The organism is Listeria immobilis, from assembly GCF_014322845.1.
In the GTDB taxonomy this organism is placed as follows: Bacteria; Bacillota; Bacilli; order Lactobacillales; family Listeriaceae; genus Listeria; species Listeria immobilis.
This window is the reverse complement of sequence record NZ_JAASUA010000002.1, coordinates 95,787-117,148: the sequence shown is the minus strand read 5'-3', so window position 1 is coordinate 117,148 and position 21,362 is coordinate 95,787. Positions and strand designations below refer to the sequence as shown.

The 21,362-nt window shown below is 36.0% G+C and carries 16 protein-coding genes; 3 read left to right on the top strand and 13 right to left on the bottom strand.

Annotation, left to right across the window (positions count from 1 at the left end):
• Positions 1-48: 48 nt before the first annotated feature.
• On the top strand, positions 49-942 hold the full coding sequence (locus tag HCJ45_RS03505; protein ID WP_187124039.1) for a LysR family transcriptional regulator: 894 nt from the start codon (positions 49-51) through the stop codon (positions 940-942).
• Positions 943-979: 37 nt separating this feature from the next.
• Here the strand turns inward: HCJ45_RS03505 and HCJ45_RS03500 are convergent, their stop codons facing one another.
• The 8 genes from HCJ45_RS03500 to HCJ45_RS03465 form a co-directional block, all read right to left on the bottom strand.
• On the bottom strand, positions 980-1,708 hold the full coding sequence (locus tag HCJ45_RS03500) for an NUDIX domain-containing protein (RefSeq protein WP_187124038.1): 729 nt from the start codon (positions 1,706-1,708) through the stop codon (positions 980-982).
• A gap of 132 nt (positions 1,709-1,840) precedes the next feature.
• A complete protein-coding gene (lcp, locus tag HCJ45_RS03495; RefSeq protein ID WP_187124037.1) occupies positions 1,841-7,894 on the bottom strand; it encodes a putative cellulose-binding protein LCP in 6,054 nt (2,017 codons plus the stop codon).
• Between the two features lie 587 nt (positions 7,895-8,481).
• Positions 8,482-8,652, bottom strand: coding sequence for a 50S ribosomal protein L32 (rpmF, locus tag HCJ45_RS03490; RefSeq protein ID WP_185345861.1), 171 nt, complete (start codon positions 8,650-8,652; stop codon positions 8,482-8,484).
• 58 nt (positions 8,653-8,710) lie between these two features.
• Positions 8,711-9,292, bottom strand: a complete 582-nt coding sequence (locus HCJ45_RS03485; RefSeq protein WP_187124036.1) for a nitroreductase family protein — start codon at positions 9,290-9,292, stop codon at positions 8,711-8,713.
• 141 nt (positions 9,293-9,433) lie between these two features.
• The gene (isdG, locus tag HCJ45_RS03480; protein ID WP_187124035.1) at positions 9,434-9,799 is read right to left on the bottom strand and encodes a heme oxygenase IsdG; all 366 of its coding nucleotides are present in this window, start codon (positions 9,797-9,799) and stop codon (positions 9,434-9,436) included.
• Between the two features lie 158 nt (positions 9,800-9,957).
• Positions 9,958-10,452, bottom strand: a complete 495-nt coding sequence (locus tag HCJ45_RS03475; protein ID WP_187124034.1) for a GyrI-like domain-containing protein — start codon at positions 10,450-10,452, stop codon at positions 9,958-9,960.
• Between the two features lie 111 nt (positions 10,453-10,563).
• Complete coding sequence (rlmN, locus tag HCJ45_RS03470; protein WP_187124033.1) at positions 10,564-11,667, bottom strand: dual-specificity RNA methyltransferase RlmN; 1,104 nt, start codon at positions 11,665-11,667, stop codon at positions 10,564-10,566.
• 269 nt (positions 11,668-11,936) lie between these two features.
• On the bottom strand, positions 11,937-12,329 hold the full coding sequence (locus HCJ45_RS03465; protein ID WP_187124032.1) for a PH domain-containing protein: 393 nt from the start codon (positions 12,327-12,329) through the stop codon (positions 11,937-11,939).
• 250 nt (positions 12,330-12,579) lie between these two features.
• Between HCJ45_RS03465 and HCJ45_RS03460 the strand changes: the two genes are divergently transcribed.
• A complete protein-coding gene (locus HCJ45_RS03460) occupies positions 12,580-13,575 on the top strand; it encodes an HD domain-containing protein (RefSeq protein WP_187124031.1) in 996 nt (331 codons plus the stop codon).
• 105 nt (positions 13,576-13,680) lie between these two features.
• Here the strand turns inward: HCJ45_RS03460 and HCJ45_RS03455 are convergent, their stop codons facing one another.
• The 5 genes from HCJ45_RS03455 to HCJ45_RS03435 form a co-directional block, all read right to left on the bottom strand.
• Positions 13,681-14,406: an NADPH-dependent F420 reductase gene (locus HCJ45_RS03455; RefSeq protein WP_187124030.1), complete on the bottom strand. Its 726-nt coding sequence runs from the start codon at positions 14,404-14,406 to the stop codon at positions 13,681-13,683.
• Between the two features lie 208 nt (positions 14,407-14,614).
• Complete coding sequence (locus HCJ45_RS03450; protein ID WP_187124029.1) at positions 14,615-16,165, bottom strand: hydantoinase/oxoprolinase N-terminal domain-containing protein; 1,551 nt, start codon at positions 16,163-16,165, stop codon at positions 14,615-14,617.
• The gene (locus HCJ45_RS03445) at positions 16,158-17,258 is read right to left on the bottom strand and encodes an S-methyl thiohydantoin desulfurase family protein (RefSeq protein WP_187124028.1); all 1,101 of its coding nucleotides are present in this window, start codon (positions 17,256-17,258) and stop codon (positions 16,158-16,160) included. Before HCJ45_RS03445 ends, HCJ45_RS03450 begins: the two co-directional genes overlap by 8 nt.
• On the bottom strand, positions 17,259-18,542 hold the full coding sequence (locus tag HCJ45_RS03440; RefSeq protein ID WP_185345881.1) for a cytosine permease: 1,284 nt from the start codon (positions 18,540-18,542) through the stop codon (positions 17,259-17,261).
• A 134-nt stretch (positions 18,543-18,676) separates the two neighbouring features.
• Complete coding sequence (locus tag HCJ45_RS03435; protein WP_187124027.1) at positions 18,677-20,272, bottom strand: PucR family transcriptional regulator ligand-binding domain-containing protein; 1,596 nt, start codon at positions 20,270-20,272, stop codon at positions 18,677-18,679.
• A gap of 142 nt (positions 20,273-20,414) precedes the next feature.
• Here HCJ45_RS03435 and HCJ45_RS03430 point away from each other — a divergent pair, with 142 nt between their 5' ends.
• Positions 20,415-21,362: an AAA family ATPase gene (locus HCJ45_RS03430; protein WP_187124026.1), complete on the top strand. Its 948-nt coding sequence runs from the start codon at positions 20,415-20,417 to the stop codon at positions 21,360-21,362.

The following is a 21,362-nucleotide window of genomic DNA, read 5'->3' as shown; positions in this document are numbered from 1 at the left end:
GCAATCGAATACAATAGAGTTATCAAGGTATTTCAAGGAGGTTTACCGATGAATTTGCGTCAATTATACTACTTTAAAAAATTAGCTGAAAAAGAACATTATACGATCGCTGCTGCTGAATTATCTATTACACAGCCTAGTTTAAGTCACTCTATCGCAGAACTCGAACGTGAACTTGGTGTTTATTTATTCGAAAAACAAGGACGCAATATCCGTTTAACAAAATATGGCCGTTTTTATTTAACTTATGTAGAGAAGTCTCTTGCTGAGCTTGAAAAAGGAGAAAAACTACTGCATGAATTAACCAGCCCTTCTCACGGAAATATTGATTTAGGTTTTATTTATACAATGGGTGCCCATACTGTGCCTGAGTTAGTCCAGAATTTCAAAAAATCAGACCCACATAAAGACATTTCTTTTTCCTTTTTCCAAGGGGCCACTAAATCAATTATCCCTGATTTAAAAAATGAAAAATTCGACTTAGCAATTTGCTCCTATGTCGAAAATGAACCTGATATTGAATTTATACCATTAACTAAACAAGAACTTGTCATTGTTGTACCTAACAACCACCCCCTTGCCAAATTTGACTCCATTGATTTAAAAGATACGGCTGATTATTCTTATATTTTCTTTGCTGATACTAGTGGACTTAGACCGCTGATTGATTCTCTTTTTAAAGAAATAAATATTAAGCCCAAAATTGGTTGTTATGTAGAAGAAGATACGGCTATGGTAGGGCTAGTGAGTGTTGATTATGGCATTTCCATCATGCCCAAAATATCATCGCTCGCGCATTACGATGTCAAAGTTTTATCTATCAATGAACCAAAGCACGACCGTTTTATTTATCTTGCAAGCCTAAAAAACCACTATATATCTCCCGCCTCAAAAGCTTTCAAAGATTTTGCAATTCAGTATGGAGAGAAACATTTCTTATAGAAAAAAGGAGCAAATTTGGCATTTGCTCCTTTTGTATTTAATAATAGATACTTCCTGCTTCTGCATCAGAAATAAACTGATAATGTGTATCCACTTTTTCTAAAAATGGAAGGTATTCGATATTCTCCATAAATTCGACTTCATCTGGTAAAATACCTGGTTTCGTGCAACCACTTAATGTTTCAAAGAGCAATTCTGCTGTAAATGTTTCTGGCAAAAAATCACGAATTGCGGTAGTTAATAAAAATTCTTCTGTGATTGCCTTAAAAGCTTTTTCTAACATATCTAAGTGGTCAAAAGCTAGCGGTAATTTAAGTGCTTCCTCCATTGGAAAAAGACCAATATCCGCTGCATCGTCACCAGCCACGCGCTTTTCTAGAGCTTCAACTGGAACAATCGCATAAAAAGCTCGCGAAATAATCCAACCTCGTGGATCTCTTCCAGGTGTATCAAACACCCCAAAAGCAGTTAAGGGAATTCCTGTTAAATTAGTTTCTTCTTGAAGTTCGCGTTCAGCTGCTTGTTCTGCTGACTCACTTTCTTCAACAAATCCTCCTGGAACTGCCCATTTGCCGCCTTCTATATTCGGACGATTTTCTGCGTTCGTAGCTGCACGCTTGATTAATAAGACATGTAGCGTTGGTTTCCCGTTTAATTCTTTTACAGTTGTTAGCACCATATCGCTCGTATAACCGTCTGGAGTGCGAAACTCACTTGCTTGATAGTGTTTTAATGCATCTTCTTTTTTTACAAATTCTTCTGTCATCTCAACATCATCCTCCTTTCATTTTCGTTATCTATTCATTCTATTATAGTATCATAAAACAGCGACTTTGTTACATAGAGAGCAATTAAATAAAAGAAGGATATGCCTAATATTGCGGCATATCCCTATCAATTATTGTTGTTTACGTCTTCTGTATAAGAAGCCGCTCATTATTAGTCCAATCCCAAGTAAGCAGATACCTGCCCAGATTGTCCAATTATTACTTTGGTCACCTGTTTTTGGAAGTGGTTTTGCATCTTTATATGTTGCTGCATGTTGCTTCGTGCTTGTCACTGTTAAAGCAGTAGTTCCTTTAGAAGGTTTACTTGGTTTAACTGAGTTAGTTTGTGATGCTGGTTTTTCAGCTACTACAATGGTAGCTACTACTTGAATTTCTTCTTTCCCAGCATCCACAGTTCCTTCATTTGGATCTATTGTGTAGGTCACTTTGTATGTGCCTGCTTTATTTGTATTTACTGTTCCTGATACTTTCACTTGAGAGAAGTTGATTTCTACTCCTTCACGGTTAGTTGCGCTAATAAAGTTATCTTTCGCATCCCACTTAGCGTCAAATGAAAGATCGCTATCCTTCACAATGATTTTTGCATGATTTTCTAAAACAGTCACATGAGCTACAGCTTTTACACCGTCATAAAGGTAACTTATTTCATATGTTCCAGGTGTTTCGTAATCTACAGAGCCACTTACTGTTATGTCACTTAGAGAAACACTGTCGCCTTTTTTATCTGTTGCACTATCAAAGTTATCTTTTGTGCTCCATTTAGTTCCAGCATAAATCGTTGTGTCATGAACAGTCAAGCTTGTTTGTCTTGGTTCTACTGTTACATTAATTGTTGTAGAAACACCGTTATAACTATAAGTCACTTGATAAACGCCTGGTGTTTCCATATCGACGTTTGGCGTTTCGCTTACAGTAACATCTTGGAAATCTACTGCTTGACCTTTCTTATCTACAGCACTGTCAAAATTATCTTTCGCATTCCAAGTATCTCCTGTATAAATTAACGAGTCATGCGCTTGAATAGCCGTTTGAGCGGTTTTTACAGTCACGTTAATCGTTGTAGTAACACCATCGTAACTATAAGAAACTGGATAAACGCCTGCTTGTGCTGCATCTACGGTTCCTGTTACTTGGATGTTTTGGAAAGAAACTGTTTGACCATCTTTATCTAGTGCGCTATCAAAATTATCTTTTGCATTCCAGCTATCACCAGTATAAATAGTTAAATCATGGGCATTTACTGCTGTTTGAATATCTTTTACAGTTAATGTAATGGTTTTGGATGCACCATCATAACTGTAGGTGATTTGATAACTACCTGCTTTATTCGTGTTCACTGTTGGTTTTTCAGTAACTTGTACATCGTCAAAATTAACCGCATTACCGTCTTTATCAAAGGCACTATCAAAATTATCTTTTGCTGTCCAGTTGTCGCCAACATACATTGTCGAGTCATGGGCACTAACACCTTTTTTATTTTCTTTTACAATGACAGTTGCTTTAGAAGAAATACCTGCATATGTGTAGGTAATCTCATACTTGTCTGCTTTTGTTGTATCTACAGTTCCTGTTACAGTAATGTCTTTTAATTCTACTAAATTCCCATCTTTATCCAGGGCGCTATCAAAATTGTCTTTAGCATTCCACACATCTCCTGTATAAATTGTGGAATCATGCGTGTTAACTGCGGTTAAATTATCTTTCACTGTCACGTTAATAGTTTTCGAAATACCAGCATATGTGTAAGTGATTGGATAATTTCCTGCTGTATTTGTATTTACTGTTCCTGTTGTTTGAATATCTGACCAGTTAACTGCATCTCCTGCTTTATTAAGGGCGCTGTCAAAATTGTCAGTTGCTGTCCAAGTATCTCCCACATAAATTGTGGAATCATGTGCATTTACAGCTGTTAAATCTTTTGCAACGGTTACTTGAATAACTACTTCTGCTGTTTTACCGTCTTTGGTTACAGTATAAGTGAGCGGATATGTGCCACCTTGGTTAGAACCTTTTTGAATTGCGGCAAGTTGTGCAGCATTTACTTGAATTAAACTCGAACGGTCCTCAGCGCTAGAATTAACGCCATTTTTCACTTCTTCAAAGGCAGCTGTTTTTGCTAGACTTAGTGCTTGTGATTCTGTTAATTCCGCCGCTGCTTTATATTCTATAGCAAAATTTGTTGCACCAATTGTAAAGCCATCTTTTTGCGTCACAGTTCCGTTAGTTTCTGTAACAAAAACTGGTGCTGTAGAAGTGGTTTTTGTGCCATAAACATCTTGAAGTTCTATCATTAAGTCTGTTGTAGCGATTGTTTTCCCATTTGTCGAAACGCCTACAATAGCCGCAGAACCATCACTTAATGTTTGTACAGTAGCAATATTAGTATCTGCTGATGTCCATTTATAACCATTTGTAGCTGCTTGAATATTTTGGAAGAAGGCTGGTTCGATTGTATCTTCCGCAGCAACTCCACTTGTTAAAGCTACTTTTGGTAAAGTAACTTTTAAACTATTACCAGATTGAACTAATTTTTCATTTAAATTTACTTTTAAGTCTTGATTAGGTTCATATTCTAAATAACCTGCACTAATTGATTGTGATGTTGGTTGCGTTGGATCAATATCTTTGACCCATCCTTTATCAGCACCTGCAAATGCTACATTGCTGTTAACGGCATCATTACTGCTAACATTTTGCAAAGTATATTGATAGCCTGCTTTACTAGGGAACTTCACAGCATATTTCCCGTAAGCTATACCTGAATGATAATCAAATTTGTATATCCCGTTTGCATTGGTTTTGGTTGTAACATTTTCTCCATTATTCACGTATGCTTCATAACTAGAACTAGCTTCATTCCATTTATAAAGTTCTACGGTTTCGTTCGCTAATGGTTCATCACCACTGGCCGCTTCATATAAACCATTTGCATCTTTATCGTTAAACAATTGCCCGGATACTTCAGCAATTACGAGCTCAGCACCTACCGTTGTTCCAGGTAAAGTTCCTGAGAAGGTATTTGTGATTACTCGATAAAAAGGATTATAAACATCGCGTTCGCTAATTTTATTACCTGCTGTTGCAGAATCAAAGGTTTCATCTACTTTTAGAGGTACTTTGAAAATTTGCGTTTCGCCAGCATTAATTTGTGTTTTTACTTTCATTCGAACCATATTGACGTTTTCATAATTAGTAAGAGAAGCAGCATAAATATCTTCTGATTGATAATTAGCTTCCGAGGCAGTTGTCGCATAACTGATTTCAAACTGCGACTGTTGTTCTGCTGTTACAGGTAGTGCTCCGTTCAGCTTCATATCCCATTTGAAGGCTTCACTTTGGAATTTTGACCCAAAGTCTTGACCCGTTTTTGGAATAGGAATATAAAGTTCAAACGTACTCGCATTGCCTGAAGAAGTATTTGTTATTTGCACAGTATAATCTGCATTTGTTCCTGGTGTAAAGTAAGAAACTGTTGTGTCATCACCTGCAATATAAGCAGACTTGGCACCCTCTCCATCTACATTTAGGAAAGTTTCTACTGTTACTGTATCTTGTTTAGGAATACTTAGTGTACTACTATTAACAGAAATTAGTCGCTCATTTGTATTACCATTTTTATTCACATCTAATCCTGTATCTGAGAAATAATTAACTGGTGATGCAGCGATTGCATCCCAAGCAATCATTTCTTGCGCATCTGTATTAATGCTTCTATCTAATGTTACATCAATCGTTGTATCATATGTTAGGTTCAAGGACTGGGTCTTTGATGGATACCCGATATAGCCCCCAACCGACACATTATTTGTCTTTAAAACATAGACTTTATCTCCATTATTAGCTGTTTCTGCTTCAACAGTAAAGTCAACATCTTGTCCATCTTGGTCGGTAAGTTTAATCGTTGCTGGTAAAATTTTTGTTCCATCAATCGCACGTAAATAAACATTTGGGTTATTAAGGACTGTGCGAGTTCCATATGGATACTCAAATAATAATAAAGATGCTTTCGTTGTTAGTGTCTCGCCTGCTCTTGCTGTCTTCACTGCCACTCCATCTTCATTGTAAAAAGTTGCTCTCCCATTTGCTGAAGAAGTGATAGTATTATTAACGGAATAGGTGGATACGCCAGATGCTTTCGTATTCGCCTCATCATCCGCATCCCAGATTTCTGCACTAAATTTAACAGAATTTATGCCTGTTTTTACTTTCCCATATGAAATACTAGACGGAGGTGAGAACGTTCCTGATGGGCTTGTATTCATATAACCCGGCGAAAAATCCCCTACATTAGCTTGGATTTCGGTAAAATATTCTCCATCTTGAAGTCCAACTGCTTTGGCATCCAATGTTGCCATTCTGTTGGCATTTGTTTTTGGTAGGGTTCCACTATAAGTTTGATAGTTTGGATTTAAATTGGTCTTATACTGAAGATTAGTTATTTTATTACCAGAAATAGTTCCATCAAATGGTAAGTTAGATGTATATGCTTCCCAGTTTTCATCAAATTTAACATGATAAACTTGATTGGTTTTCACACCCGCTGTGGTTTTATTTTCGATTCGAATGTTACCTGCCCATGTCTCATTGTCAGGGTTGATATTTCGATTATTAGTAGTTAATGTCATTTTATTTGCTGCAGTATCAACAACTTTACATACATCTTTTTCAACCAGTGTTGTTACATTGCTTGACTGTGTTGTAAGTGCATCGGTTTCAAATACTTTATCATCATATGTTGTTATAACACTATGAGGTACTTTTGGTGCTGTATAAGTTCCAGCTGGCGTTCCTTTTGGTACTTTGTATTTTATTGCATATATAGTATCCGCTGCTCCGAAATAATTCAGTTGTTTATAATCGATGACAACTTTATTTTCACTTGGAACATGGGTGATTGTTTTGTTTGCGGTATTCCCTCTTAATGTTCCATAACTATCAACTACTCCTACATATTCCATTCCTTCAGGATAATATAGTGTAGTGGTTACATGTTTTGGTGTAAAGAATGATGAGCCGCGACCATCCACCTCATTTAAACCATTTACGACTGAATATGTTTTTGTATAATTGTAAGAATCTGTTGTATCAGTACTTGCTAGAGTCTCACTCATTGTTAGAACTGAATACCAATTACGGAACATTGTTTTTACATGATTTTGATTTGCGTACCCTACTACACTGTTCCCTTCCGCATGAACTGATTGTTCCGAAGAAGCGATTGGTGTACTAGAGTCTCCCATAAATGCTTCAGCTTTTATAGGCGTTTGTAAGTCGGTTGTCCCGTAGTATTTTGCCGCGTCTACTCTAACAGAAAAACTAAAACTAGCTTTTTCGGTTCCTGGATCAAGCTCATAACTTACTGTTCCATAAGTAGCTTTTCCATAGGTAGTTTCTTGGCTTGGAACTGTTAATGAAGTAGTAGCACTTCCTAATGGATCACCTGCTCCTAAATAACTTAATACGCTTTTGTCTACTCCGCTTGTTACTTTATAATCATTAGGCACTGGTATAGAGACAAAACGCATTCCATCTGGTAATGTGAAATTCACTTTTTTACCTGTAGAAATGCTATCTTTAAAATCTACGGTTACATTAACTGTTTTGATGTCTCCATTAGCCCAGGCAGTTTGATCATAATTTGGTATATCTAATGTTAGGGATGCATTAGTTGCTTGAAGCCCTTTTAGATTTGATTTTTCTTCACTTGTAGTTGTATTTTCTTGAGTTGTATTATTTTCCTGACTTGTAGTATTATTCTCGGCTGTGTTTTCCTTTGTTTCCGAGACAATCCCAGTTACATCATAAGTTGCAGTATATGTTTTTGTTATTGGTTCTTGTTCTGAAGCAGTATCTTGATAATTAATTAAAAATTGGACCGTGCCATTTTTTTCTGCTGTATATTCTGCTGATTCACCTTGTATCACTTCGCCATCAGGTGTTTCTACTGACAGGATTTTCACTTGCTCCTGTTTTGAAGTTGCCTTTAGCTGAAGTTTGGCTTTCTTTTTATCACTTGACAATTCAGATTGAACTTCATAAGAAACCGAATCATTGTCTTTTTCTTCTGCAAACGCATGGAAAGCGCCCAAATTCATCTGGGTTAGTATTAGTAATAATGTCATTACTACTAACAAAGACCGTTTTACTCTAGTTGTTCTAATCATAAAAAAATTCTCCTCCTAAGTAGTTTATAGCCGATAATTCATCATGTATATATATTGCAATTTCACTTGTCTGCGTTACTATTTGAAATTGTTTATATGCAGTATAGGCTCTTGCAATAACTAATATTACCAGACGAATCGACGAGCTGTACATCGGATTTTGGCATCTATTTAAAATATATGTTTAGAATTCACATCTCATTCAAACATTAGACACAAACATAAGGTGTTTTAGACACATTTCAGACACATTAACCTCAAAATAAACTAAATACATAGCGTAATTGTGAATTAATATTCTCTTTAAAAACAGCGAAACAAAAGGAGAAGGCAATTTTATACCTTCACTTTTGATACTAAGTTGGTTATTAAATGAATCACTGAAGAAGGACTATCATTATGTTTAAAACTGCCAAATATTCGATTTTAACATTCTTTTATTTTCCACAATTAATCATCCTCTTCTGCTTTCCCCGCTTACTTCATTGTGAAAATTAGTAATTAGTAAATGTAATACAACAAAAAAGAGAAAACGAAAATTCGTCTTCTCCTTTGAAATCATAAAATATCTCTATAAAAGCAGCATATTATTTTTCAATAATTGTTCGACCGTTATAAGTACCATCTGGTGAAATCCGATGTGACATCCGGTATTCCCCTGTTTCACTATCACGACTCAAGCCTGGTGTTGTTAGGCCTTTATGCGTACGACGCTTGTTTTTCTTTGCTTTGGATGTACGTCTAGCTGGAACTGCCATCTTGCTCGCCTCCTTCATTCTTACACTTGTACTATTGTAACGCTAAACTTGTGAAACATCAATATGACAAATCTGCTAAATCGGTGACCCATTCATTTAAAGGTCGACGTGGCTTTGGTTCTGGAATTTCTGCCAAAGTTGTTAGATGTAGTGTTCCGATGATTTTTTGCTCGGCTGGAATACCTAAATCAGTTGCGAATTTATTATCAAAAATGAATTTATTTGTACGCCAAATCATCCCAATACCAGCTTCCCAACCTAGTAGTTGCATATTTTGAATAAAGGCACTTGTAGCTCCGATAGATTCAAAATCTTTTTTACCATGACCAATAATTTTAGTAGTGATGATTAATAAATAAGGTGGCGTAATAATTTTCTTGGCATAGCCGGCTTTTAAATCTGCTACTTCTGCTGCTGAAAATGTTACACCTTGTTCACGCTCATTAAAGGCGATTATTTTTTCAATATAACGTTCCTTTTCTTCAAGTGTATGAAGAATATAAACATTCCAAGGCTCTATTTTACTATGAAAAGGTGCAAATGCTGCTTGTTCTAATAGCGAATTGATTGTTTCTCTTGAAATTGGTGCATCATTTGCCTTTTTTATACTACGGCGCTCCATTATAGTATTTTTTATCATTCCTATCCCCCCTTAAATGATAAAGGTTATCATTTAGGGAATTATATCATGAGTTGTTTGCAGCTTGCTAGTAAATCAACTTTTGTTATAACAAAAAAACAAGCCTATATAGTGGATACAAGGCTTGCTAAATGGAATCATTTATTGTTCCGTAATTACTGGATTTTGCACATGAATTACTTTAAAACGAGCAATTTCATTTCCAACGATTCCTTTACGATCTTCTCTTTGCGCTCTAGAATCTTTTGTTCTTCCGTGTGCTTTTTTGAAGGAATCGCTTTTCACCCAATTGCGCTGTGCTTCTTCGCTTTCCCACTTGCTAGTAACAACTACTTCTTCATAGTCCTTATCTTCTGGCTGGCTATGCCAAAGTTCAAAACCTAGAAAACCTTCTACTTCTGCAATATCTTTTGTTGGATGCCCATCACCATTATCCCCAGTAAATTGGCGGATAACATGTTCTGCTGCACCTTTTTCTACTTTAATCGTATTCGTTACAATAATCATCCTTACTTCCCCCTTAGATAATTGTGTTGTCTGTCTGTTTAGCTTGTTCATTCTATTATATTGATAATGATTCTCAATGTCAATTATAGAAATTATTACTCTACTATACAAAAAAATAAAGAGCAAATTAGCGGATAATTTACTCTTTGTTTGATTAATTATTTTTTCTCTATTACGGGAATCCAAACTTCTGCATAATAATCTGGTTGGGATGTGTCACCTTCCGAATAAACTTCTAATTCCGGACCAGGTCCATGATTATAATTGCTCACTGGTAGCCATTCACTAAATATATATTGCCAAACTTCTTGAATAGCGGATGGCATAGGTCCTATAGATTTAAATATAGCCCATTTACTTGCAGGGATAGTTATTTTCTCCATATCTTCTGGCGGTTCTTGTTCTGTCTCAATTGCAATATAATAATCCATTTCTTCTTTCGCAAATTGTTCCTCACTCATTAAACCAACGCCAAGAATTCCATCAATAGTCGCGAATTCGGCAAGTTCTTCAATTCGTTCTGCATCACCATTCTCGTTTACTTCTTGCCAAAACTGCGTAATTTTTTCTTTTTGTCCTTCATTTTTTACGGAAAAAGTACGTTTCTTTCCTACAGCTGAAAAAGCATTTCTCTCGACGATTTCTACTTCCATGATTAATCGCTCCTTCTAGAATTAGTTTGCTTTATTTTGTGTAAGTATTCGCTAATTTTAGTATAAACAAAAACTATCCAATCTCCAAATGGAAACTGGATAGTCTGATTATTATTCTTCGGCTGCCGCTTGTTTTTGTTTCATTCTTTCACGTACACCAACACGCTTAATTTGTTTGCTGCGCAGTTGACCACATGCTGCATCAATATCCGTTCCATGCTCACGACGAATCACGCAGTTAATGCCATTTTTCTTTAAAGTGTCATAAAAAGCCAATACGTCTTCTTTTGTGCTACGTTCATAATCAATATGCTCATCTACAGGGTTATACGGAATTAAGTTAACGTATGCTAAATGACGGTGCTCTCCAAGAAGTGCTGCCAGTTCAAGCGCTTCTTTTTTATGATCATTAACACCTTTTAACATAATGTATTCAAAAGTTATTCGACGGTTTGTTTTTTCAACATAGTAGTGAATAGCTTCCATGAGTTTTTCAATTGAATAGGTTTTGTTGATGCGCATAATACTTGTCCGCAGTTCGTTATTCGGAGCATGAAGAGAAATCGCCAAGTTAACTTGAAAATCTTCATTTGCAAAATCAATAATTCTTGGTGCTAATCCACTAGTCGATACAGTGATGTGTCTTGCCCCAATTGCAAGACCTTTATCGTGGTTAATTACACGTAAAAAGTCCATTACATTATCGTAATTATCAAAAGGTTCACCAATACCCATGACTACAACGTGGCTAACTCGTTCCTCTAAATGGCGGCTATCCAAATAATGCTGCACATTCAGAATTTGCTCTACAATTTCGCCTGCTGTTAAATCACGACTTTTCTTTAATAATCCACTTGCACAAAAAGTACAGCCGATATTACAACCAACTTGAGTCGTCACACATACAGACAATCCATATTCTTGTTTCATCATAACTGTTTCTATTAAATTGCCATCACTTAATTTAAATAAATATTTGGTCGTACCATCATTAGATTCTTGAACGACCTGTTCTTCTAAAGTGTTCATAACAAAATTGGCCATTAATAGCTCAATTGTTTCTTTTGGAACATTACTCATTTCTTCAAAAGTTTTAACGCGTTTTCTATAAAGCCAGTCCCATACTTGTGTTGCGCGGAACTTCTTTTGGCCGTGTGCTTCTAGCCATTCCGTTAATTTTGCCCATGTTAATCCATAAATGGAGCTCTTTTCCATTGTTCAGCCTCTTTTCAGGTCTTGTATTTCGTCTATAAAGATTATAGCTGTTTTGTCGTTCACAAGCAATGCTATTTCGGAAATACGTTGTTAAGATTTTTGTCCAACCTTAATACTTTTGACAAAATTTTTATTTGAAATTAAAAAATAACCGTCTTTAAACGTTTTATAGTTTAAAAAAGACGATTATTTTTTGCATTTCAAACATTTTACACCATTTTCAGTGATAGTTTTGTCCGAAATATGTAGTTTTAAAATTACTTTTAATTTTACAGCATTCCTTTGATTGTTTTAAAGAGTTCCATACCTAGTTCTGTATCATTTTTGTGTACTTTTAATGTTAATGGTGCAGAGTATGAAGTAGCTTGTGTCACTACTGTATTCCCGTCAACACCAATTTTTAAGTCAAAATCTCGGTCCAAAGTTCCAGCTGTTTCAATAGAAATGTGTTTCAATGCTTTTACTGGGAAAAATTTATATTCAACTTTCTTCCCTGTTAAGCCTTGTGCATCAACATTAAAAATACCTTTTGAAGTAATAATTAATTCATCTCTTACAAATTTAAAAACACGAATAATTTGCTCATCTTCATCTAAAAATCTTTCAATTCCATAAGAAGACTCGGTAACCACTGAAGCTTTTCCCATTAACTTATCAAACATAAAACCCATCCTTTTTTGATATATTTTTGCTGCCAAAAATCTCACTGTTTTCAAATTCTACCAAATACAAAAAAAGAACTATTATTAGTGAGAACTGAATAAGAAAACACTTTATTCAGACAATATTCATTATAGCATATAGATTTTGCCTAACATATCACTTTTTTAACAAATAAATGCTATATATTTTAATGGAATACATTATGAGAAGAATCATTTTTTACGTTATACTTAACAAGGAGGTGCAACGATGAAAATTACCAACCCGATTTATGGAACTTTTGAAATTGAAAAAGTACTAGAAGAATTAATTGCAAGTCCTTCAGTAACAAGACTTGGAGAAATACATCAAGGCGGCGCTAGTTATTTAGTGAATCCGCTTTGGAACGTAACAAGATTGGAGCATTCTATTGGTGTGATGCTGTTTATCCGACGATTTGGTGGATCTCTGGAGGAACAAATTGCTGGTTTACTTCATGACGTTTCTCATACTGCCTTTTCTCATACAGTTGATGAGGCTCTTAAATTGGAAAAAGAGGATTATCATGAACAAATTTTTGAAGACTTTGTTAAAAACTCCACTATTCCAACTATCTTAGAAAAATATGGTTTTTCTTATAAAGAAATTTTAGCAGATATTTCCAAGTGGAAGATTCTAGAACAGGAAGCACCTGAACTTTGTGCGGACCGGATTGATTATACATTAGTTGACTTGTATCGGCATGAAAAAATCAGTTTGGCAGAAATAGCACATTTTTTGGATAAATTAGTAGTTATAAATGGGCAGATTTATTTGACGGATGTACCTACTGCAGAGTGGTTTGTAGAGCAATATTATTCGGAAGTAATTGATTATTTTTATGATCCACTGAATATATTTGCCAATGAGATTTTAGCGATTGCACTTCGATTGGCTTTGCAGCAAGAAACAATCACAACTGCTGATTTCCAGCTAACAGATGCAGAACTATTGGCTAAATTAATGCAAAATCCAGATGTAAAAGAACAAATTCAAGTCCTTTGGAGTGACTTTCGTTTAGAGGAAAACCATTCAGACTACACTTTTCATCAAAAGAAAAAAACACGATTGATTAATCCATCTGTTTTAGTGAACGGTCTGCTTATTCCTGTGGCGGATATTTCTGAAAAAGTGCGAAAAATGAATCGGGTGGCAACTCAAAAAAGTCAGGCTGGTATTTATTTGAAAGTCATTCAACCAAAAAAAGAAACCAATCTTACTGACTGATTTCTTTTTTGAGAATTTAGCTATTTTTCGCAGATATGAACTTCTTTTTTTAACTTAATATTTCGGTGATGTTGCGATAACAGCTTGTATATCCAATTTTTTTGATTACTTTTCATTATAGATTTTTCTATTCAAATTAACAATATCTTCATGGTTAAAATCGGGTGAAAAGCTAGCAATGACTTTCTCTCTAAGTGACGGAGCTTTTTCTTTGTTAGCTTTTTCTAGCGCATCTTTTAATTCTTCTTTTGTCAGTTCAGTACAATAAGCAGGTGTCCCAGGTTGTGCTCTCCATGAGTTGTTTAAATCCCCATTATCTACAACATCAAAACCTACTTCATTTACAATATGCATTACTTTTTCTTTTTCTACAATATTATTCCCTGAAACAGCTATTGCAATACGATTTTTATCATCTTGATGTGTTCCTTTATTGGCTAATGTATAGGCTAATAGATTGTTAAAAGCTTTCACTACGTCGCGCCCAATTTGCTGCGATACCCAGATACTTTCAACTTCACCTTTTTCAATAGCTTCAATTTTATCATCTCTAAATGGATAGTAGTTTGAAGTATCGACAATAATAACTTCCTTTGCAACTTGAGATATTATGCGATCAATGCTAGGTATAACAAAAGTAGGTATGGATAAAATTAACATATCTATATCAACTATAACATCTTCTACATCTACTGCTTTTCCGCTAAATGTTTTGTTTTTTAAACGTTCTATACTACGGACATCAGCAATTTTTACTTCATGTCCATTTTCTGACAGCTTATTGGATAGAGTGGTACCGATTGGACCTGCTCCGATAATACCAATTTTCATAATTATATCATCCTTTTTTCTTAGACTTAGTTACCTATTTGTTTAGCTAAATGAAGAAATAACTTCCTTCAATTCAATTTAGTATAACATAATTAGGTACGTTTTTTGTGAGCATTTGATGAAGATTAGCGCTAATATAGTAGTTTTTATTCCTATATCTGTATAAAAAACACCTCCAATTTATTTTTCTAAATTGGAGGTGCTATTTTTAAACCAAATTTCCAACAACCTTCACCCGTAATCTAGTCGCATTACCTGGATGATAAGCAAGTGGTATCTCTTCTACTTCTACAACTTCAATCGTATCTGGCACTGCTCCAGCAAGTCTAGCTTGTTCTCTTGCTTTTTGTTCAGCATCTTGCAGTGCATCTTCACGTTCTATTTGTGAATAAATATAGATTTGCTCATATTGTCCGCTGATTTGTGAAATCGACGCGCCAATCGCATTAGCAACTGGTCCGTTTTTATCACGGAAAATCGTAGCTACACCTGTAATTTCATCAGGGATAATCACGCTCCCACCACCAACTAAAACAAGATTTACGTTACTCGAGCTAGTTTTCATTTTATCAATTGCATCTTCCGTCATATAAGCGATTTGCTCATATGCTTTTTCAGCAAAATCGGTTGGGATATGTGCGACTAATTTTGCATCACCAATATCCGCCATGCCTAGACGAACAGCAATATCTGTAGTTGTTAATGTTTTCCCACCAAAAACGAGTGCTTCTTCGGAAATGCGGTAACCGACGCTATCTGGGCCAATTGTAATTTCGCCATCATTTTCGCGAACAATACTACCGCCACCAAGACCAATCGAAATAATATCTGGCATTCTAAAATTAGTTCTTACTCCGCCAACATCCACCGCTAGTGAAGACTCACGAGGAAATCCGTCTGTAAGCACTCCAATATCCGACGTTGTACCACCAACATCAAGTACCATTGCATCTTTTAATCCTGCAAGATAGGAAGCGCCACGTATACTATTTGTCGGTCCACAAGCAATCGTCAAAATCGGAAATTGTCTTGCATAATTTAGCGACATTAGTGTTCCATCATTTTGACAAAGATAAATTTCTGCGTGTTCAATTCCTTCTTGTTCCAGTGCTTTCTCAAAGCCATTACTAGTTGCCGCAATAACTTTAAAAAGCGCCGCATTTAAAATGGTTGCATTTTCACGTTCAATTAGCCCAACGGAACCAACTGTAGATGAAATGGATACAGGAATATCTGCGCCAAGTTCATCTGTAATAATTTGTTGAACTGCTAATTCTTGGTCATTTTTCAATGAAGAAAAGACGCCTACAACTGCAACAGACTCGACTTCCCCTTTCCATTCAGCCAAAGTTGCACGAATTTCTTCTTCATTAATTTCGGATAGCACTTGACCGTCATACTCATAGCCGCCACCAGTTAATTTGTATTTTCCTGATAAAAAGCTTACCATATCTTCTGGCCAAGCTGTATATGGTAAAACGGATGCTGTTGCCGGATAGCCTAAACGTAAAACGCCTACTTTTGCCAGTTTTTTGCGCTCTACAATCGCGTTTGTACACTGTGTTGTTCCGAGCATCGCATGTGTTACTTTCGAACGATCAATTCCCGTTTCACTTAAGACACGATGTAATGATTCGGTAATTCCTGTTTCAATATCTTCACTTGTTGGCATTTTGACACTATGGATGAGTTTTTGATTTTCATCTAAAATAACCGCATCTGTGTTTGTACCACCAACATCAATTCCTATTTTATACATGGCGGCGTTCCTCCTTTTGTACAAGTTCTTCTAATGGTTCAAAGTCAACTTCATAGCCAAAATAGCGTGGCCCAACTGTCTCAATTCCTTTTTCTGTCCGCCAAGCTTTATCTGCAGGAAGTGCCATCACGCGAATTCGTTTACCATATTTTAGTGCTTCCGTCGTGACTGGCATTAATGTTTCTAAATCAACCATACAAATTAAATCTGGTGTTATTGCAATCGGTTGACCGTTTTTCTCTGCGACTAGGTTTTCATTTTGGAAATGGACTATTACTTCGCTATTCATATCTTTATTTAAACCAGCAATTTTTACTCTACCAAAGTTAAAGCCTGCACGAGTTTCGCGCATCACATCAATAATTTTCCCTTCAAATAAATGATAACCATGCGTTACATCTATTAATTTTTGTAATTTATCTGCTTCATCTAGAGAAGTTTCTCGAATCACTTTGCCAATTTCTTCTGAAAGTGTCACGATATTTTTAATACTGCTTTGTTTAATTTGCGCTCCATCACAAGGATATAAACTAACAAGTGAACTCGCGCCCATTTCGACAGTAGTCACTCTAGCAAGACGTTCAGTCCATTTGTTATCAATTGTTTCCATAATCCCAATGTTGCCTTTTTCGTCGGTAATCGCCATTGGTGTTGCTGAAACGCCATCTAAGTGGAAAGTTACCATTTGTAGTTCAGGAAAAGCACGCCCCATACCATCGCAATCAATTAGCGGCAAGCCTAGTTGAGCCGCCACAACAATCGGAATCATTGAGTTAACTCCGCCTGCTTCCATTGGAAATGTTCCTTTTACTTCTTTACCTAAGTATCTTCCTAATTTTTCAAACACACGGACAAACTCATCGCCTTTTGGAAATTTTTCAATAAGTACAGAAGGCGCACCCATCATTGCTGCTGGAATGAAAAAATCATCATCCGCAATTTCTTCTGGAGATAAAAGTTGTACTGGTCCATATTTTTTAATTGCTGTTAGTGCCATCATTTTACCGATGTATGGATCTCCGCCCCCACCAGTTCCTAAAAAAGCGGCACCAATCGCAATATTTTCAATAGCTTGTTCATCTAAATAACGCATTTATTTTCCCTCCAAGTTTTCTACATTGTTCGTTTTTCCGTTTAAAACTTTCGCTCCAATTAAATAAACAGCAAGCGACAAAACAATTCCAATTAATGGTTGATTTGGTAATTGTGGCAATGATGGGAAGAAAGTTAAAATAACTGGAATCCCCGCAATTACTGCACCAATCAACCATGCACTTAATCCAAGCCAGTTTACCCCTTCTACAGGAGCCCACTTGGATTTATCCCCTTTTTGTATAATCCAGTAGGAAGCAATCATCACGCCTGCAACAGGTGGAACCATCGCTGAGAGAACGGACATAATTGGTACAAAGTGGTTTAGAATTCCAATTACAGCTAGGAGTGTTCCAAGTCCACCAGTTATTGCCACAGCGGCTTTATGGTATTTTTCAGAGATATTAAATACATTGATAATTGCAATACCGCCAGAAAATGCATTCACCGCATTTGTAGTCCATGTAGCTAAAATTAAACCAATAATTCCTAAAAGAGGCAGTCCAAGATTAGTAAATACAACAGAAATATCCGCTGTTCCCGCCGTAAGAGCAAGTATCGCACCAATAGCTATCATCAATACCCCAGATGGTAAAATTCCAACGATCGCAGCCTTTACAACGTCTTTACGTGATTTAGTGTACTGAGAGTAATCACCAGCAATTACCGCTCCTAAAGCGAATGAACCTATCGTAATGGCTAAACCTGACATGAATGACATATGTCCAACTGGTTTGTAATTTTGAACAATAGATAAGCCATCTCCACTCAGCGAAACAACTAAAGCATAGACACAAACGAATAATAGAACTGGAACGGCAATATAATTTAAAATACTCAAAATTCGAATTCCATAAAGTGCCGAAAGTAGCATAATGACTCCCCAAATCAAGGAAGAAATTGGTACAGGAAGATTAATACCATAAATACCTAAAAACTGAGAAAAAGCTGCTCCACAGACATTAGCTTGAATACCAAACCAGCCAAGACAAGCAATTGCTAAAATAATCGAAATAATCTTCTTACTCCCTTGCTCGCCAAATACTTGCGCTGCTACATTGACTGCCGGAAGACCTAAGTCACTACTTTGCATTCCTTGATATATCATAAATAAGACGATAACACCATATCCTATAAGTGCAATTAAAATCGTTTCCCAAAGAGCCATACCTGAAATAAGCGTTCCCCCAACAAGGAGACTAGGTACGCAAATCATTGCTCCAGTCCATACAAATGCTAAGCTTTGCCAAGATTGTGTTTGTTGCTCTGTTTTTTTCGTTGTCATGTTATTTCGCCCCTTTTTTATAGTAATAGTTATATTAATGACTAATTATATAAGAACTAGGTATCATTTGTATTTATCAGAATAAAAAAAATACAGCGCAATCTTTGTCACTTTAGACAAAAATCGCGCTGATTTTAATTATTATTGTTCGTTTCACTAAGGAGCCTTCTAACCGCCACCGCTAAATAGAGATTATAAGACTCGGGAATTTTCGTTACTGGGTATTGCAATAATTCATTTATCCGTTGAATCCGGTATTTAATCGTGTTTTTATGAAGAAAGAGCAGATTTGCTGCCTGATTATAATTTGATTCTCCTTCTAATAAAAATACTGAAAGCGTCTCAAGCAATTCTTCGTTATTCTCAAGTGGTCTAAGCGGGCGCAGATGATCTGCAATTGTTAGCTCTCCTCTTCCAACAATTTCCACACATTTTGCCGCAAAATCAATTTCTTGCAGTGAATAAATTAGCTTTCTAGCATAAATTGCATTAGCAGCTTTCTTATTTTCATTGACAAGTGAATAGGCATATTGCACATCTGAGGTTTGTTCCATGCCTTGACAAACAGTGATTTTCATTTTAATTCCGAGTTGCTTCATCATCTCTGCAAAAGTTTGTGCCGTGTGCGTCCGGTCCCTCTGCGCAACTGAGTTATCTAATAACACAACAATATTTTTTTCAAATAAATCGATTAACGAAACATTAAAATGACTTGCAACAAAGCTTTTTAATTCACTTAATACTTGTTCATTATCGCGAATTTCTTCTGTTTTCACAATCCACATCCATTTAATAGAAGAAACATCAACATTTAAAATTTTTCCAAGTCGGCGCATCTTCAAACTTTCATCGTTTAAAATAGCCTTCATTAACTCCGCTGTGCTAATTTCAACATAGTTTTTGCCCCATAAATTCATAAACACTTGAACTACCTCACTGATTTGCATTGCAACATCCGTTGTAAGTGAGTCTTTTTCCTTTATCATAAATAAGTGCATCGCTTGCATCCCATCTTGAAAAATCGGCTTTCTAGCAGCATAAATAGCTCGCTCATCCACTGTCCACTTTGTAAGTTCGTGTTCATTTAGTTGTTTTGACCCTTCAATTATTTCATCAAAATCCCATTGCCGAGTCCTTGGCCAAGTAATCGAATTAATTATTTGAAACGAATTATCCGTTAAAACAAGCGATACATGTGTTCTATCAGAAAGAACTTTTAATGTTGTATCAATATTTCGCTGTGCTGGTCTAACATTTGAAATCTGTTCCAGCGACTCACTCACAAAGTTAGTATCCGTCATTTCTTGTTTAACAATTGCTTCTACCACCTCATAAATCACTTCACTATAACGTAAAGACATCTCATTTTCAGGCATCACAATAATAGTAAAATCCAACTCGTTAGCATATTCAATAAACCGTGCATCAAGCTTCGGAATAAAAATCCCCACATAATATAAAATTAAAGCCACTTCACCGACTTTATGTAATCGTTCGATCGTTCGGCATTGTGCTTCCACATCATTACAAATATTTACAAACGCCGAAACTACTATTTCACTACCGTAAAATTCATTATTATCAAATAACTCATCATCCAAAAGGGTCACTTCGGTATATTCTAAAACAGAAATAGAAGAAACTAGTTTAGATAAACCAGATTTTCCTGACACTACTTTCGCTTCTTTTAAAGATGGTAATTTCATTAAATCTCCTAATTTCACACTCAAAGTTCCTCGCCTCCAGTTATTCTTAGTGTAAACAATCTCCTAGAAAATGTCCATCACGCATCAAATCTTTTACATTCAAGGTCGATTATAGTAGCATTAATACATAAATGAGAAAATTTCAACTAAAAATAGGAGGCAAATTATGTCTGCAGAGCCATCCATTAAAATAGAACAAATTATAAATGAAGTGGAAAAAGTAATCGTCGGTAAACGACATGTAATTAAATTAAGCTTAACAGCGCTACTTGCTGGAGGGCATGTATTACTTGAAGACGTTCCAGGTGTTGGTAAAACAATGATGGTGCGTACTTTAGCAAAAACAATTGGTGTATCTTTCAAACGAATTCAATTTACTCCAGATTTATTGCCAGCGGATGTAACAGGGGTATCCATTTTCAATCCAGAAACCCGCGATTTTGCATTTCGTCCAGGTCCAATAATGGGGAATATCGTTCTCGCAGATGAAATTAATCGTACTGCACCTAGAACACAAGCTGCACTTTTAGAAGGTATGGCGGAAAATAGTGTTACGGTTGATGGCATAACCCACAAACTAGCCAATCCTTTTTTTGTTATGGCGACTCAAAACCCGATTGAATATGAGGGAACTTATGCACTACCAGAAGCACAATTAGATCGTTTTTTATTAAAAATCAATATTGGTTATCCGACTGCAGAAGAAGAACTGCAATTACTTACATTAAAACAATATCAAGATCCACTCGACCAAACTCAGCAAGTCGTAACCCTGAACGAATTACTAGACTTAAAACAACAAGCAAAACACGTTTTTATTGATGATGCTTTAAAAAACTATATTATTCGTTTAGTTACTGCCACTAGAGAACATGCTTCGGTCGCACTGGGGATTAGTCCTCGTGGATCGTTAGCTTTTATGCAAGCCGCACAAGCCTTTGCACTTATTGAAGGTCGCGACTATGTTATTCCAGATGATATTCAGTATTTAGCGCCTCCAATTTTTACCCATCGTTTAATTTTGAAATCAGAGGCTTATTATAACGAGGAAACGCCTGAATCAATCATTACTTCTATTCTGAAAAACACATCAGTCCCGGTAGAAAAGAGGTAA

What these genes read in the sequence shown, in the direction of transcription:
- HCJ45_RS03500 (WP_187124038.1), bottom strand. Translation starts at nt 1,708, where the DNA reads ATGACAGAAGAATTTGTAAAAAAAGAAGATGCATTAAAACACTATCAA.
- HCJ45_RS03465 (WP_187124032.1), bottom strand. Translation starts at nt 12,329, where the DNA reads ATGTTTGATAAGTTAATGGGAAAAGCTTCAGTGGTTACCGAGTCTTCT.
- HCJ45_RS03440 (WP_185345881.1), bottom strand. Translation starts at nt 18,542, where the DNA reads ATGACAACGAAAAAAACAGAGCAACAAACACAATCTTGGCAAAGCTTA.
- HCJ45_RS03460 (WP_187124031.1), top strand. Translation starts at nt 12,580, where the DNA reads ATGAAAATTACCAACCCGATTTATGGAACTTTTGAAATTGAAAAAGTA.
- HCJ45_RS03455 (WP_187124030.1), bottom strand. Translation starts at nt 14,406, where the DNA reads ATGAAAATTGGTATTATCGGAGCAGGTCCAATCGGTACCACTCTATCC.
- HCJ45_RS03505 (WP_187124039.1), top strand. Translation starts at nt 49, where the DNA reads ATGAATTTGCGTCAATTATACTACTTTAAAAAATTAGCTGAAAAAGAA.
- HCJ45_RS03430 (WP_187124026.1), top strand. Translation starts at nt 20,415, where the DNA reads ATGTCTGCAGAGCCATCCATTAAAATAGAACAAATTATAAATGAAGTG.
- isdG (WP_187124035.1), bottom strand. Translation starts at nt 9,799, where the DNA reads ATGATTATTGTAACGAATACGATTAAAGTAGAAAAAGGTGCAGCAGAA.
- HCJ45_RS03485 (WP_187124036.1), bottom strand. Translation starts at nt 9,292, where the DNA reads ATGATAAAAAATACTATAATGGAGCGCCGTAGTATAAAAAAGGCAAAT.
- HCJ45_RS03445 (WP_187124028.1), bottom strand. Translation starts at nt 17,258, where the DNA reads ATGCGTTATTTAGATGAACAAGCTATTGAAAATATTGCGATTGGTGCC.
- rpmF (WP_185345861.1), bottom strand. Translation starts at nt 8,652, where the DNA reads ATGGCAGTTCCAGCTAGACGTACATCCAAAGCAAAGAAAAACAAGCGT.
- rlmN (WP_187124033.1), bottom strand. Translation starts at nt 11,667, where the DNA reads ATGGAAAAGAGCTCCATTTATGGATTAACATGGGCAAAATTAACGGAA.
- HCJ45_RS03475 (WP_187124034.1), bottom strand. Translation starts at nt 10,452, where the DNA reads ATGGAAGTAGAAATCGTCGAGAGAAATGCTTTTTCAGCTGTAGGAAAG.
- HCJ45_RS03450 (WP_187124029.1), bottom strand. Translation starts at nt 16,165, where the DNA reads ATGTATAAAATAGGAATTGATGTTGGTGGTACAAACACAGATGCGGTT.
- lcp (WP_187124037.1), bottom strand. Translation starts at nt 7,894, where the DNA reads ATGATTAGAACAACTAGAGTAAAACGGTCTTTGTTAGTAGTAATGACA.